Origin of the sequence: Micromonospora sp. U56, from assembly GCF_018070095.1 — a bacterium.
GTDB lineage: Bacteria > Actinomycetota > Actinomycetes > Mycobacteriales > Micromonosporaceae > Micromonospora > Micromonospora purpureochromogenes.
In genome coordinates, this window is record NZ_JAGPYL010000003.1 from 63356 (window position 1) to 78264 (window position 14909).

Annotated in this window: 13 protein-coding genes; 8 read left to right on the forward strand and 5 right to left on the reverse strand. The window is 73.1% G+C overall.

The window, feature by feature from the left end; all coding sequences use genetic code 11:
- The first annotated feature begins 39 nt into the window (after window positions 1–39).
- The 3 genes from lysS (at window position 40) to KBX37_RS02575 (ending at window position 5041) form a co-directional block, all read left to right on the forward strand.
- Window positions 40–1548, forward strand: a complete 1509-nt coding sequence (gene lysS / locus KBX37_RS02565) for a lysine--tRNA ligase (protein ID WP_210774189.1) — start codon at window positions 40–42, stop codon at window positions 1546–1548.
- 107 nt (window positions 1549–1655) lie between these two features.
- Window positions 1656–2006, forward strand: a complete 351-nt coding sequence (locus tag KBX37_RS02570) for an Lsr2 family protein (RefSeq protein WP_210774190.1) — start codon at window positions 1656–1658, stop codon at window positions 2004–2006.
- A 503-nt stretch (window positions 2007–2509) separates the two neighbouring features.
- On the forward strand, window positions 2510–5041 hold the full coding sequence (locus KBX37_RS02575) for an ATP-dependent Clp protease ATP-binding subunit (protein WP_210774191.1): 2532 nt from the start codon (window positions 2510–2512) through the stop codon (window positions 5039–5041).
- Between the two features lie 230 nt (window positions 5042–5271).
- Here KBX37_RS02575 and KBX37_RS02580 read toward each other — a convergent pair whose 3' ends face one another.
- On the reverse strand, window positions 5272–6177 hold the full coding sequence (locus KBX37_RS02580; RefSeq protein WP_210774192.1) for an A/G-specific adenine glycosylase: 906 nt from the start codon (window positions 6175–6177) through the stop codon (window positions 5272–5274).
- Window positions 6178–6273: 96 nt separating this feature from the next.
- Here KBX37_RS02580 and KBX37_RS02585 point away from each other — a divergent pair, with 96 nt between their 5' ends.
- The 3 genes from KBX37_RS02585 to KBX37_RS02595 all read left to right on the forward strand — a co-directional run bounded on the left by KBX37_RS02585 (window position 6274) and on the right by KBX37_RS02595 (window position 8182).
- Window positions 6274–6786 (forward strand): glycine cleavage system protein R, encoded by a 513-nt coding sequence (locus KBX37_RS02585; protein ID WP_210774195.1) that lies wholly within the window; start codon window positions 6274–6276, stop codon window positions 6784–6786.
- Window positions 6783–7346, forward strand: a complete 564-nt coding sequence (locus KBX37_RS02590) for a peptide deformylase (RefSeq protein WP_210774197.1) — start codon at window positions 6783–6785, stop codon at window positions 7344–7346. The genes KBX37_RS02585 and KBX37_RS02590 overlap by 4 nt, the downstream gene beginning before the upstream one ends.
- Window positions 7347–7453: 107 nt before the next feature.
- Window positions 7454–8182 (forward strand): hypothetical protein, encoded by a 729-nt coding sequence (locus KBX37_RS02595; RefSeq protein WP_210774198.1) that lies wholly within the window; start codon window positions 7454–7456, stop codon window positions 8180–8182.
- Between the two features lie 9 nt (window positions 8183–8191).
- On the opposite strand, the gene disA is transcribed toward KBX37_RS02595, so the two are convergent.
- The 4 genes from disA to KBX37_RS02615 form a co-directional block, all read right to left on the reverse strand.
- Complete coding sequence (gene disA / locus KBX37_RS02600; RefSeq protein WP_210774200.1) at window positions 8192–9373, reverse strand: DNA integrity scanning diadenylate cyclase DisA; 1182 nt, start codon at window positions 9371–9373, stop codon at window positions 8192–8194.
- A gap of 142 nt (window positions 9374–9515) precedes the next feature.
- Window positions 9516–10973 (reverse strand): DNA repair protein RadA, encoded by a 1458-nt coding sequence (gene radA / locus KBX37_RS02605; protein WP_210774202.1) that lies wholly within the window; start codon window positions 10971–10973, stop codon window positions 9516–9518.
- 86 nt (window positions 10974–11059) lie between these two features.
- A complete protein-coding gene (locus tag KBX37_RS02610; protein WP_210774204.1) occupies window positions 11060–11806 on the reverse strand; it encodes a copper chaperone PCu(A)C in 747 nt (248 codons plus the stop codon).
- A gap of 141 nt (window positions 11807–11947) precedes the next feature.
- Entirely contained in the window at window positions 11948–12790 is an 843-nt protein-coding gene (locus KBX37_RS02615; protein WP_210774206.1) for a UbiA family prenyltransferase, read from the reverse strand.
- Window positions 12791–12835: 45 nt separating this feature from the next.
- Between KBX37_RS02615 and KBX37_RS02620 the strand changes: the two genes are divergently transcribed.
- Window positions 12836–13594: a methyltransferase domain-containing protein gene (locus KBX37_RS02620; RefSeq protein ID WP_210774208.1), complete on the forward strand. Its 759-nt coding sequence runs from the start codon at window positions 12836–12838 to the stop codon at window positions 13592–13594.
- 40 nt (window positions 13595–13634) lie between these two features.
- Window positions 13635–14801, forward strand: coding sequence for an acyl-CoA dehydrogenase family protein (locus KBX37_RS02625; protein WP_210774209.1), 1167 nt, complete (start codon window positions 13635–13637; stop codon window positions 14799–14801).
- The last annotated feature ends 108 nt before the right edge of the window (window positions 14802–14909 follow it).

Sequence of the window (14909 nt, forward strand, 5' to 3'; positions counted from 1 at the left end):
GGCTGACCCCGCCGATATCTCCTTTCTGAGGACAGTGCCGTGATCGAGCAGAACGCCGTGCCAGTGGATCCCGCCGACGACCTTCCCGAGCAGATGAAGGTCCGCCGGGAGAAGCGGGACCGGATGCTCGCCGAGGGCATCGAGCCGTACCCGGTCGGTTTCCCCCGGACCAGCACGCTGGCCGAGGTCCGCGCGAAGTACGCCGAACTGCCCACCGACACCGCCACCGGCGACCAGGTCTCGGTCACCGGCCGGGTGATCTTCGTACGGAACACCGGCAAGCTCTGCTTCGCGACGCTGCGCGACGGCGACGGCACCGAACTCCAAGCCATGCTCTCCCTGGACCGGGTGGGCGCCGAGCGGCTGGAGGACTGGAAGCGCCTGGTCGACCTCGGTGACCACGTCGGGGTGACCGGTGAGGTGATCACCAGCCGCCGGGGCGAGCTGTCCGTGCTGGCCCAGGAGTGGGCGGTCACCGCCAAGGCGCTGCGCCCGCTGCCGGTGGCGCACAAGCCGCTCAGCGAGGAGGCCCGGGTCCGCCAGCGCTACGTCGACCTGGTCGTCCGCCCGCAGGCGCGGCAGATGGTCCGTACCCGGGCGGCGGCGGTGCGCAGCCTGCGCGATTCGCTGCACGGGCAGGGATTCATCGAGGTCGAGACCCCGATGCTGCAGTTGCTGCACGGCGGGGCGGCGGCCCGCCCATTCGTGACCCACAGCAATGCGTTGAGCACCGATCTGTATCTACGAATCGCGCCGGAACTGTTTCTCAAGCGGGCCGTGGTCGGCGGCGTCGACCGGGTCTTCGAGATCAACCGCAACTTCCGTAATGAGGGCGTCGACTCTTCGCACTCGCCCGAGTTCGCGATGCTGGAGACCTACCAGGCGTACGGCGACTACGACACGATGGCCGAGCTGACCCGCAATCTGGTGCAGCAGGCGGCGATCGCGGCCAGCGGCTCGACCGTGGTGACCCACGCCGACGGCCGCGAGTTCGACCTGGGCGGCGAGTGGCGCTCGGTGACGCTGTTCGGGGTGCTTTCCGAGGCGCTCGGCGAGGAGGTCACGGTCCGCACCGAACGGTCCCGCCTGGTCGAGTACGCCGACAAGGTGGGGCTCGCCGTGGACCCCAAGTGGGGCCCGGGCAAGCTGGCCGAGGAACTGTTCGAGGAACTGGTCGTGCCGGGCCTGCAGGCCCCCACCTTCGTGCGCGACTACCCGGAGGAGACCAGCCCGCTGACCCGGGCGCACCGCAGCGAGCCGGGGCTGGCCGAGAAGTGGGACCTCTACGTCCTCGGCTTCGAGCTGGGCACCGCGTACTCCGAGCTGGTGGACCCGGTGGTGCAGCGGGAGCGGCTGGTCGCCCAGGCGCAGTTGGCCGCCCGCGGCGACGACGAGGCCATGCGGCTGGACGAGGACTTTCTGCGCGCGATGGAGTACGGAATGCCGCCGGCCGGCGGTATGGGAATGGGAATCGACCGGCTTCTGATGGCGCTGACCGGTCTCGGAATTCGGGAGACCATCCTCTTCCCGTTGGTCCGCCCGGAGTGAGTCGGAAGCTTCTCCGGCTCGTTACCGCATCCTATTGACGCGTCGAGCGCCGCGCGGGTTATTGTGCTCCTATTGCAGGAGCACCCTGCTCGAAAGGAATGTGGGACGTGGCCAAGCAGATCATTCACAAGCTGGTCGATGACCTGGACGGCGGGGACGCGGACGAGACCGTCAAGTTCGCCCTCGACGGCGTTCAGTACGAGATCGACCTGTCGAACTCCAACGCCGAGAAATTGCGCGACGTATTCGCGCCGTTCGTGGCGGCGGGCACCCGGGTCGGTCGGGGCGGCGTGGTCGTGGGTGGCCGGGCGGCGCGAGGCCGGGGCGGCGCCACCGCCGACCGCGAGCAGAACAAGGCGATCCGGGCCTGGGCCAAGAAGGCCGGCAAGGAGATCTCCGACCGGGGCCGCATCCCGCAGGAGATCGTCGACGAGTACCACGCCAAGGCGGGTCACTGACGCCAGCGCCAGGGGCGCCACGACGCCGGGCCGGAGCACCGCTCCGGGCCGGCGTCGCCGTTTTCCCCGGCTGCGGGTGGGGCCGGTGTGCTGGCTGTGACGAACGGGGCTCGGCGGTCCGGAGTTGCCGCCTGCGACGCCGCGCGGCGGTGCCGGGGCGGATGCCGGGCGGGCGGGAAGATTCCCGCCGGGGGCGGCGTTGTCCACAGGCGGTGGAAGATCTGTCCACAACCTGTGGACGAGCCACCGGTCCGCCGGGGAGCTTCCGCACCCGGGGCGAATTTCGCTCTGCGCGTACAGGTCGGGGTCCCGGAACACCTCCTGAGCGCGGATGGTTGGTCAAAACGACGTCAGAACGGCTCATTGCGGGGACACACGACCTCAGCGGAGTCGGTCGGCGGCGATAGAGTAAGGAGGCACGGACGCCCGTCCCGGACGTCCGCGCACCGGCCCCGCCAAGATCTTGAACATCAAGGCGCACGGCACGTGAGGAGCACGAGGGCATGTTCGAGCGGTTCACCGACCGAGCGCGACGGGTTGTCGTCCTGGCCCAAGAAGAGGCCCGGATGCTCAACCACAACTACATCGGTACGGAGCACATCCTGCTGGGCCTCATCCACGAGGGTGAAGGCGTCGCGGCAAAGGCCCTGGAGAGCCTCGGCATCTCCCTCGAGGGCGTCCGCCAGCAGGTCGAGGAGATCATCGGCCAGGGCCAGCAGGCGCCGAGCGGGCACATCCCGTTCACGCCGCGGGCCAAGAAGGTGCTGGAGCTGTCGCTGCGCGAGGCGCTGCAGCTCGGCCACAACTACATCGGCACGGAGCACATCCTGCTCGGTCTGATCCGCGAGGGTGAGGGCGTCGCCGCCCAGGTGCTGGTCAAGCTCGGCGCGGACCTCAACCGGGTCCGCCAGCAGGTGATCCAGCTGCTCTCCGGCTACCAGGGCAAGGAGCCGGCCGCGGCGGGCGCCGCGCCGGGTGAGGCCGCGCCGTCGACCAGCCTCGTGCTGGACCAGTTCGGCCGCAACCTGACCCAGGCCGCCCGCGAGGGCAAGCTCGACCCGGTGATCGGGCGCGAGAAGGAAATCGAGCGGGTCATGCAGGTGCTCTCCCGCCGTACCAAGAACAACCCGGTCCTGATCGGTGAGCCCGGCGTCGGCAAGACCGCCGTGGTGGAGGGGCTGTCCCAGAAGATCATCAAGGGCGAGGTGCCCGAGACGCTCAAGGACAAGCAGCTCTACACGCTGGACCTCGGCGCTCTGGTCGCCGGTTCCCGCTACCGCGGTGACTTCGAGGAGCGCCTCAAGAAGGTGCTCAAGGAGATCCGCACCCGCGGCGACATCATCCTGTTCATCGACGAGATCCACACCCTGGTGGGTGCGGGTGCCGCCGAGGGCGCGATCGACGCGGCGAGCATCCTCAAGCCGATGCTGGCCCGTGGCGAGCTGCAGACCATCGGTGCGACCACTCTCGACGAGTACCGCAAGCACCTGGAGAAGGACGCCGCTCTCGAGCGCCGCTTCCAGCCGATCCAGGTGGGTGAGCCGTCGCTGGCCCACACCATCGAGATCCTCAAGGGCCTGCGCGACCGGTACGAGGCGCACCACCGGGTCTCGATCACGGACGCAGCTCTCGTGGCAGCCGCAACCCTGGCCGACCGGTACATCTCGGACCGCTTCCTGCCGGACAAGGCGATCGACCTGATCGACGAGGCCGGTGCCCGGATGCGGATCCGTCGGATGACCGCGCCGCCAGACCTGCGCGACTTCGACGAGCGCATCGCCCAGGTGCGCCGCGACAAGGAGTCCGCGATCGACGCGCAGGACTTCGAGCGCGCCGCCCAGCTGCGTGACAAGGAGAAGCAGCTCCTCGGTCAGAAGGCGCAGCGGGAGAAGGAGTGGAAGGCCGGTGACCTGGACGTCGTCAGCGAGGTCGACGACGAGCAGATCGCCGAGGTGCTCGGCAACTGGACCGGTATCCCGGTCTACAAGCTGACCGAGGAGGAGACCTCGCGCCTGCTGCGCATGGAGGACGAGCTGCACAAGCGCGTCATCGGCCAGGAGGACGCGGTCAAGGCGGTCTCGAAGGCGATCCGGCGTACCCGGGCCGGCCTGAAGGACCCGAAGCGTCCGTCCGGCTCGTTCATCTTCGCCGGCCCGTCCGGCGTGGGTAAGACCGAGCTCTCCAAGGCGCTGGCCGAGTTCCTGTTCGGCAGCGAGGACGCCCTCATCCAGCTGGACATGTCCGAGTTCCACGACCGCTACACGGTCTCCCGGCTGGTGGGTGCCCCTCCCGGCTACGTCGGGTACGACGAGGGTGGTCAGCTGACCGAGAAGGTGCGGCGTCGGCCGTTCTCGGTGGTCCTCTTCGACGAGATCGAGAAGGCCCACCCGGACGTGTTCAACACGCTGCTCCAGATCCTGGAGGACGGTCGGCTCACCGACGGTCAGGGTCGGATCGTGGACTTCAAGAACACGGTCATCATCCTGACCACCAACCTCGGTACCCGTGACGTCGCCAAGGCGGTGTCGCTGGGCTTCCAGGCCTCTGAGGACGCCGAGTCGAACTACGACCGGATGAAGCAGAAGGTCAACGACGAGCTCAAGCAGCACTTCCGGCCTGAGTTCCTGAACCGGATCGACGACACCATCGTCTTCCACCAGCTGCGGCAGAGCGAGATCCTCTCGATCGTGGACATCATGATCGCCCGGATCGAGACGCAGCTGCGCAACAAGGACATGGGTCTGGAGTTGACCGACAACGCCAAGAAGTACCTGGCGAAGAAGGGCTTCGACCCGGTGCTGGGCGCCCGTCCGCTGCGTCGCACGATCCAGCGCGACATCGAGGACAACCTCTCGGAGCGGATCCTCTTCAACGAGCTGACCCCGGGTCAGATCGTGGTGGTGGACTGCGAGGGCGACCCGGAGAACATCGACAAGTCCAAGCTGGTCTTCCGCGGCTCGGACCGGCCGGCCGAGGTGCCGGACGCCGTTCCGGCCGACCTCGGTGGCGCGGCCACCGCGGGGGCGGACGAGTAAGGACGACAGCACGAGGGCGGCGGCCCCGGACGGCGAGAGCCATCCGGGGCCGCCGCCTTTTGGCGTGCCCGATCCCTGCCGTGCCCCGGGTGGGCCAGACGCGCGACCCGGGGCGGCGCCGGCCGTCCGATCGTCACGACTTGCGGGTCGCGGTTTCCCGGCACCGGACACCGCGACACGCCGCAAACGGAGTTGATCACGGGGCCCCGGGTGGCCCGGCGGAGGCGGGGTCAGGGGCGGGGGAGTGGGGTGGCGGGGCCGTCGCCGACCAGGCGAAAGGCGGCCTCGCCGACCGGTTCCACCAGTCCGTCGGTGACCAGCCCGGCCAGCGCCCGCGCCCGCTGCACGTCGTCGCTCCACACCTGGTCGAGGCGTTGGTGCGGGACCGGGCCGGTGGTCTCCCGGAGCACTCCGAGCAGCAGCCCGCGCACCTGCCGGTCGGTGCCGGCGTACCGCTGGGGGCGTCGGGTCGGGCCGGCGGGCGCCTCCTGGCCGGAGGCCCGCCACGCGCAGACCGACTCGACCGGGCAGGCCGGGCAGCGCGGCGAGCGGGCCGCGCACACCACCGCGCCGAGTTCCATGAACGCCGCACTGGCCAGCGCGGCGGCGGCCGGTTCGAGCGGCAGCAACTCCTCACAGGCGACCAGGTCGGCCGGTCGGGTGACCGGTCCGGCGTCCGGCTCGCCGGCCACCGCCCGGGACACCACCCGCCGGACGTTGGTGTCCACCACCGGGTGCCGCTGCCCGTACGCGAAGGCCGCCACCGCCCGCGCCGTGTACGTGCCGACGCCGGGCAGCGCCAGCAGCTGGTCCAGCTTGTCGGGCACCGCGCCGCCGTGCCGTTCCACGATCGCCACCGCGCAGTCGCGCAGCCGTACCGCCCGACGGGGGTAGCCGAGCCGCCCCCACATCCGGATCGCCTCGGCCGGCGTGTCGGCGGCCAGCGCGGCCGGGTCGGGCCAGCGGTCCAGCCAGGCCCGCCAGGCGGGCAGCACCCGGACCACCGGGGTCTGCTGGAGCATCACCTCGCTGACCAGGATCGCCCAGGCGCCGACCCCGGGCTCGCGCCAGGGCAGGTCGCGGGCGTTCTCCTCGTACCACCGGCTGACCAGGGTGGCGAAAGTCGGTTCAGTCATCGCGTCGCCGATGATGTCACGCGGGACAGTCCCGCTGGATGGGCGACCCGGGCGGGGCGACGCGGCCCGCCGGCGCGGATCGTGCAGAATGCCCGGATGAACGAGCTCGCGATCACCGTCATCGGCCGGGACCGGCCGGGCATCGTGGCCGACGTCGCCGAGGTGCTCGCCCGGCTCGGCGCGAACCTCACCGACTCCACCATGACCCGGCTGCGCGGTCACTTCGCGATGACCCTGATCTGCGTCGGCCCGGCCGCCGCCGAGGTGGAGGCCGCCCTGGCCCCGCTCGCCGCCGACGGCCAGCTGCTGGCCACCGTACGCGCGGTCACGCCCGACGGGGTGGCGGCGCGGGCCGGGGAGCCGTACGTGATGGCGGTGCACGGCGCGGACCGGATGGGCATCGTGGCGGCGATGACCCGGGTGCTCGCCGACGCCGGCGGCAACGTGACCGACCTGAGCACCCGGCTCGCCGGTTCGCTCTACGTGGTGGTGGCAGAGGTGGACCTGCCGCCGGGCAGCGCGGACGAGCTGTCCGGACGCCTCGCGGCCACCGCCGCCGAGCTGGGCGTCGAGGTGTCCCTGCGGCCGGCCGACCCGGACCTGCTGTGAGCGAGGAGGAGTACGCCGGCCTCGGCGACTGGACTCCGGAGACGCTGGCCCTGCCCGGCGAGGTACGTCAGGTGGTCGCCGCCCCGCACCCGGTGCTGAGCCGGCCCGGTGGCGCGGTCGACCCCACCGCGGTGGAGACCGTCCAGCTGGCCGCCGACCTGATCGCCACCATGCGGGTCTCGCCCGGGTGCGTGGGGCTGGCCGCCCCGCAGGTGGGCGTGGGCGCGCAGGTGTTCGCCGTGGACGTCACGGGTCACCCGAAGGCGGTCACCGTGCACGGCACCTTCGTGCTCTGCAACGCGCGGGTGGTCGAGGCGACCCGGTGGAAGCCGGGGCGGGAGGGCTGCATGTCGGTGTCGGACCTGACCGGGGACGTGAAGCGGGCCAGCCGGCTGGTGGTGGAGGCCGACCTGCCCGGCAGCGGGAAGCAGGTGCGGCTGGTCACCGACGGCTTCGAGGCGCGCGCGCTGCAACACGAGATCGACCACTGCTCGGGACTTCTCTTCCTCGATCGGGTCGCCGGCGCGCACGCCGTCTACCAGCGCAAGGTCTACCTGTGACCGGCCGCCGCCGGCTGTCGTGAGTGGAGGGTGGAGGCCGTGATCCGGGCCGTGTCCGGCGCGTCGCGACGGGTCGGAGTGCGGTGCGCCGCTACGGTGGGGGCATCATGCGTCTGACGGTCGGTCCTCTGCCATCCGCCGTGTACTGGCGGCGTCGAGCCGTCGTACTCGGAGCGGGGCTTCTCTTCCTGATTGTCCTGCTCTATTCCTGCAACCAGTCGGGGGACACCGCGACGACACCGCAGGCCAGGTCCACCCCGACGTCGCCGGCCGTCGATCCGGCATCGACCGGTTCGGCGCCCGCGTCCGGGTCCGCCGCACCGACGGCCACGCCGGAGGCGCCGGACTCCGGGGGCGGTCCGGCCGGCGATCCGGGTACGACCACCGCGCCGCCGGCCGCGCCGCCCGTCGTGCCCGCCGGCCCGACCGTGGTCGATGACGGCACCTGCACGGACGCCGAGCTGAGGGTGACGTCGCAGGCGCTCCCGTCCGAGGTGCGCCGGGGCGCCCTGGTCGACCTGACGCTGCGGGTCAAGAACACCGCCCAGCGGACCTGCAGCCGGGACGTCGGGGCCGACCTCCAGGAGCTCTACGTCAAGCGGGGCGCGGAGAAGGTCTGGTCGTCGGACACCTGCGGCACCGGCAAGGGCTCGGACGTGCAGTCGTTCACCCCGGGCTTCGAGCGCTCCTACCAGCTGACCTGGAACGGCAAGGACGTCAGCCGGTGCGCCGGCGGGGTGGCCGCCGGGCCGACCCCGCCCGCCGGGACGTACCAGGTCTTCGCCCGGGTCGGCACCAAGCTCAGCGAGCCCGTGAAGCTGGTCATCACCGGCTGACCGGACCGGTCAGACGTACCGCTCCAGGATGGACGCCTCGGCGAGCCGGGACAGCCCCTCCCGTACGCCCCGGGCCCGGGCGTCGCCGACCCCGTCGACGGCCTGGAGGTCCTCCACGGTGGCGCCGAGGAGCCGCTGGAGGCTGCCGAAGTGCACGACCAGCCGGTCGACGATCGCCACCGGCAGCCGGGGCACCTTGGCCAGCAGCCGGAAGCCGCGCGGGCTGACCGCCGCGTCGAGGGCGTCGGAGGCGGCCGGGTAGCCGATCGCCTTGGCCACCGAGACCAGGTCGATCAGTTCGGTGGCGCCGAGCAGGTCCAGCTCGACCAGCGCCTCGTCGAGGGTCCGCGACTTGCGGCCGGTGGGCAGGTAGTCGCGGATGACCAGGGTGCGGTCGGCGTCCACGCCGGCCATCAGCTCGTCGAGCTGGAGGGCGAGCAGCCGGCCGTCGGTGCCCAGCTCGACCACGTACCCGGCGATCTCGTCGGCGATCCGGCGGACCATCTCCAGCCGCTGCACCACCGCGACCGCGTCGCGGACGGTGACCAGGTCCTCGATCTCCAGCGCGGAGAGGGTGCCGGAGACCTCGTCCAGGCGGAGCTTGTAGCGCTCCAGGGTGGCCAGCGCCTGGTTGGCCCGGGACAGGATGGCCGCCGAGTCGTCCAGGACGTGCCGCTGGCCGTTGACGTAGAGGCTGATGATCCGCATGGACTGGCTGACCGAGATGACCGGATAGCCGGTCTGCCGGGCGACCCGCTCCGCGGTGCGGTGCCGGGTGCCGGACTCCTCGGTCGGGATGGACGGGTCGGGCATCAGGTGCACGCCCGCCTGGACGATCCGGGTGCCGTCGCTGGAGAGCACCACGGCACCGTCCATCTTGCACAGCTCGCGGACCCGGGTGGCCGAGAACTCGACGTCCATCGGGAATCCGCCGGTGCAGATCTGGTCGACGACCTTGTCGTAGCCGAGCACGATCAGGGCGCCGGTGCGGCCCCGGAGGATCCGCTCGAGGCCGTCGCGCAGCGCGGTGCCGGGCGCCATCAGGGCGAGGTTCGCCCGCAGCGGATCGCCGGCGCTCCCGGCGCCTCCGGTCACGCTCACGCTGATCGGGCGGGCGGGCGAGCCCACGGCAGCGGTGCGGGCGTGGGGCGTCGCGCCGGCAGGCTTGGTGGTATCGCGGTCGGTCGGCACGCGCACAGTCTACGGACTGCCGTGCGGTGGGTGCTGTCGTGGTTACCGTGATGTGTCACGGCGTCGGATCCCTGAAGTGCCGGCGGCTGTGTCGGGCGTGTCCGGTATGGCCCGCGCGGTCCGGCCCGGCGGCCACCGTCGGTCATTCGGCGGATGCGCGGGCGACACACTGCAGCGCCGAGCGCACGTCCGTGACCTCCATCACTCGCATGTTGTCCGGGCCCGCCCCGGTGCTGCCGGGCCCGCAGCCCTGCGGCACCAGCGCCACCCGGAAGCCGAGCCGGGCCGCCTCCGCCAACCGGCGGGGGACCGCGCCCACCCGCCGCACCTCGCCGGTCAACCCGACCTCGCCGATCGCCACCAGGTTGGGCGCGATGGCCAGGTTGAGCCCGCCGGATGCGACGGCCAGGGCGACGGCCAGGTCGGCCGCCGGCTCCACCACCCGGATGCCACCGACGGTGGCGGCGAACACCTCCCGGTCGTGCAGCGTCAGCCGCTCGGTGCGGCGCTGGAGCACGGCCAGCACCATGGCCAGCCGGGCCCCGTCCAGCCCGGAGACCGTCCGCCTCGGCGAGCCGGCCACCGTCGCGCCGATCAGCGCCTGCACCTCGGTGACCAGGGCCCGCCGCCCCTCCATCGCGACCGTCACGCAGGTGCCGGGCACCGGCTCCGAGTAGCGGGTCAGGAAGAGCCCGGACGGGTCGGCAAGGCTGCTGATGCCGCCCTCGTGCATCTCGAAGCAGCCGACCTCGTCGGCGGCGCCGAACCGGTTCTTGACGCCCCGGACCATCCGCAGCGACGAGTGCTTGTCGCCCTCGAAGTGCAGGACCACGTCGACCAGGTGCTCCAGCACCCGGGGACCGGCGACCTGGCCGTCCTTGGTGACGTGGCCGACCAGCACGGTGGCGATTCCGCGCTCCTTGGCGACGGCGACCAGGGCGGCGGTGACCGCCCGCACCTGGGTGACCCCGCCCGGCACCCCCTCGGTGCCGGTGGTGGAGATGGTCTGCACCGAGTCGAGCACCAGCAGCCCCGGCTTGACCGCGTCGAGGTGGCCGAGCACGGCGCTCAGGTCGCTCTCGGCGGCCAGGTAGAGCTGGTCGTGCAGGGTGCCCATCCGCTCGGCGCGCAGCCGGACCTGGCTGACCGACTCCTCGCCGCTGACCACCAGGGAGGGGCTGCCCGCGCCGGCGGCCCACTGCTGGGCCACGTCGAGCAGCAGCGTCGACTTGCCGACCCCTGGCTCGCCGGCGAGCAGCACCACCGCGCCGGGCACGAGGCCGCCGCCGAGGACCCGGTCGAGCTCGCTGACCCCGGTGGGCCGGGCCCGGGCGGGGGCGGCGCTGATCGTGGCGATCGGCCGGGCCGGCTCGGCCGGCAGCCGGGAGCTGATCACCCGGCCGGAGACCATCGGCCCGGTCACCGTGCACTCGACCACCGAGCCCCACTCACCGCACTCGGGGCAGCGCCCCACCCACTTGGGTGGCTGGTGCCCGCAGGCGTCGCACTCGTAGGCCGGGCGGGGCTCGCGGGCGGCCCGGCCGCGGGCGGCGCCGGAGGCCGCGCCACCCCGTGCCGGGGTCGATCGGGAGGTGGTCACCACAGGACGCTAACCCCCTGGTACGACGAAAACACCGCCGGCGTGGTGGTCACCACGCCGGCGGTGTCGACAGTTCCGTGCGGGGATCAGCCGCCGTGGCCGGAGCCGCCCTCCTCGCCACCGCCCTCGTAGCCGCCCTCGCGCTCGATGATCGGGGAGACCGGGGCGGCCGGGGTCAGCGGCACGCCGATCGGAGCGCCGGTCTGGATCGTCCTGCCGTTGCCGAAGTCGAAGGTCAGGTTGACCTGCTGGCCGACGCGCAGCGCCTCGGTCAGCCCGACGAGCTGGAGGTAACGGCCGCCCTGCACGTTCAGCTGCACGTAGCTCTGCGCCGGGATCTCGAAGCGGGCCGGCTGGCCGGCCGGGGCCGAGGGGCTGGGCGAGACGCTCTCCGACGGGCTGGCCGAGGCCGAGCCGGACGGCGACGGGCTCTCGGCGTGGGTGGCGCTCTCCGACGGCGACGCGCTCTCCGACGGCGCGGTGCCTTCCGGCGGGGGCGTCGAGCCCGGCTTGCCGGTGATCACGACCTCGCGCGCGCTGTCCGTGGTGACGGTCACGGTCACCGGGTCCCGGGTGTCGTTGTAGATCACGGCGTTGAGCGCGGCGTTCGCACCGGTGCGCAGGCCCTCGGTGCCGGGGTAATCCACGTAGAGGCCGCGCACCTTGTAGGCGTTGTCCGGAGTCTGGACGTTGATGCCCTGGATCGACGGCGCCTTGTTGGCGGTCTCGGCCACCTGGCCGGCCCCGCATCCCGTCGCCAGCAGGGCGGTCGCCGCCGCCATGCCGGACAGCAGCAGGGCCGCCCGCCGGGAACCCCTGATCGAGCGCGTCACGTCGGTCCTCCTCGTCACGATCCCCACCCGGCCGTACCCCGGGCGCGGGGTGGTCATACCCGCGCAGACCGCGCTCCAGGGTAGTTGGGGCTGATCGACGGTCGCACGGCGACCCGGTATTGCCACCTGGCCGGGTGCCGGTCAGATCACCCGACCGCTCGCGACCAGGAGCACCACATCGATCAGGGCCACCACCATCACCGCCCGGAAAGCCGTCACCGGCCGTCCGCCGGCCTCGCCTGCGGCGCGCCGCCCGCCGTACCAGCCGAGCGGTGGCACCACGGCGGCGGCCGCCACGGCCGACAGGCCCAGCCAGGACGGCGGCCCGGGCGGCCCGACGACCAGGACGACCGTCGCGGCCAGCAGCAGCGCGGCGGCGGCGACCCGGCTGCCCGCAGGGCCGAGCCGGTGCGGCAGCCCGCGCACCCCGGTGCGCGCGTCGTCGGTGAAATCCGGCAGGACGTTGGCGAAATGGGCCCCCGCGCCGAGGCAGGCCCCGGCGGCGACCAGCCACGCCGGTGGCGCGGGCGCGCCGGGCAGGGCCAGCACCACGACGGCGGGCAGCGCCCCGAAGGAGACCGCGTACGGCAGCACGGAGACCGGGCTGGACTTCAGCGGCCAGTCGTAGAGCAGCGCCGAGACCAGGGCGATCGTGACCCAGAGCGCGGCGGTCGGGTTGGTGGTCAGCGCCAGCAGCGGGGTCGCCAGGGCCGCGAGCACCGCGCCCACCGCCACCGTGCGCCGGCTCACCGCGCCCGCGGCGACCGGCTTGTCGGTACGCCCCACCGCGGCGTCCCGCCCGGCGTCCAGCGCGTCGTTGGTCCAGCCGACGGCGAGTTGGCTGGCCAGCACCGTCGCGGTGACCGCGGCGACGCCGGTCGGGGAGTGCCCGGCCCCCCACGCGAGCAGACCGGAGACCGCGGTGACCGCCGCGGACGGCTCCGGATGGCTCGCCCTGACCAGCCCTAACACCGTCGACGACATAAGGGAAGTCTGGTCGTTACCGGGGAGTCGTGCCACGCTCGGTCCATGCGGAACGGTCCCGTGTCCACTCCGCCGCGCGTCCTGCCACCCAACGACCCCCGCCAGTACGACGACCTGGCCGGCGAATGGTGGCGACCGGACGGCGCGTTCGCCATGCTGCACTGGCTGGCCCGGTCCCGCGCCGCCCTGGTGCCGCCCGCCACCCGGCCCGACGCCCTGCTGGTCGACCTGGGCTGCGGTGCCGGGCTGCTCGCCCCGCACCTGGCCGGCAAGGGCTACCGGCACGTCGGGGTGGACCTGACCCGGTCCGCGCTGGAGCAGGCCGCCGCGCACGGGGTGACGGTGGTCAACGGCGACGCCACGGCGGTGCCGCTGGTCGACGGCTGTGCCGACGTGGTGGCCGCCGGCGAGCTGCTGGAGCACGTACCGGACTGGCGGCGCGTGGTGGCCGAGGCCTGCCGGCTGCTGCGCCCAGGCGGCCTCCTGGTGCTGGACACCCTCAACGACACCGCGCTGGCCCGGCTGGTGGCGGTACGCATCGGGGAGCGGCTGCCGACGGTCCCCCGGGGCATCCACGATCCACGGTTGTTCGTGGACGCTCGTGAACTGGTGGCCGAGTGCGCGCGGCACGGCGTCCACCTGCGGATCCGGGGCATCCGGCCGAGTCTGCGCGGGACGCTGGCCTGGCTCGTCCGACGGGCCCGCGGGCGTCCTTCCGGGACGGTCGACGGGCGGCAGCCCCGGATCAAGCCGACCCGGTCGGTCGCCGTGCTCTACCAGGGACACGGGGTGCGGCACGGGTAACCGGACCGCGCCGGGGGTACAGGGACGCAGGAGGGGGGACATGACGGTGAACGCGCTGGAGGCGGCCCGCCGGTTGGCGCCGCGGTTCGCCGCGCGGGCGGCACGGCACGACCGGGACGGCTCGTTCCCCGTGGATGACTTCGCCGACCTGCGCGAGGCCGGGCTCTTCGGGCTGATGGTGCCGCGCGAGCTGGGTGGGGCCGGCGCAACCTTCGCCGAGTACGCGGCCGTCGCCACCGAGCTGGCCCGGGGCAACGGCGCGACCGCGCTGGTGTTCAACATGCACGCCTCGGTCACCGGCGCGCTGGGCGCGGTCACCGAGGAACTGGCCGAGGCGCTGGGCGTACCCGACGAGGCGCTGGCCGCCCGGGACCGCCTGCTCCGCGCGGCGGCCGAGGGCTCCTGGTACGCGGTCGCGATGAGCGAACGCGGCGCGGGCGCACGGCTGTCCCAGCTCAGCACGGTCTACGAGCCGGTCGACGGCGGATGGCACCTCAAGGGCAGCAAGACCTTCTGCTCCGGCGCCGGGCACCCGGACGGCTATCTGGTGGCCGCGCGCAGCGCCGCCGACCAGTCGGTGGTCTCCCAGTTCCTGGTGCCGGCCGGCGAGGGGCTGACCGTGGAGCCGACCTGGGACTCGCTCGGCATGCGGGCCACCTGCTCGCACGACCTGCACCTGGACGTGACCGTCCCGGCGGACCGGCTGCTCGGTGGGGTGGAGGGGCTGGCGCTGGTGGTGGCCCAGCTGATGCCGCACTGGCTGGTGGCCAGCTACGCCGCCGTCTACGTCGGGGTGGCCCGGGCGGCGGTGGACGCGGCGGCCGAGCACCTGAACGCCCGCAACCTGGGCGGCCTGCCGGCGGTACGGGCCAGGTTGGGTCGGGCCGACGCGGCGGTGGCGGCGGCGCAGCTGGTGGTGGCGGAGGCCGCCCGCCGGGTCGACGAGGCCCCCGGTGACGCCGAGACCAACCGTTGGGTCTGGCGGGCCAAGCTGCTCGCCGGCACGACCGCGGCCGACGTGGCGGCGTCCGTGCTGGAGGCGGCCGGCACGTCGGCGACCCGACGGGGCCACCCGCTGGAGCGGCTCTACCGGGACGCCCGCTGCGGGTCGCTGCACCCCGCGACCTCGGACGTCTGCGCGGACTGGCTCGGCATCGCGGCGTTGGGCGGGGACCCGGATCGCGACGGATCGACCCCTCGTTGGTGAGGGCGAGGAGTTCGCCGGGTCTGCGAGCCCCGCAGCCCGGGCGGAGGGCGGCACGGTGAGGGCGAGTAGTTCGGTGGGGGTGGTCGTTCCTGGGGCGGGGGCGGTCGC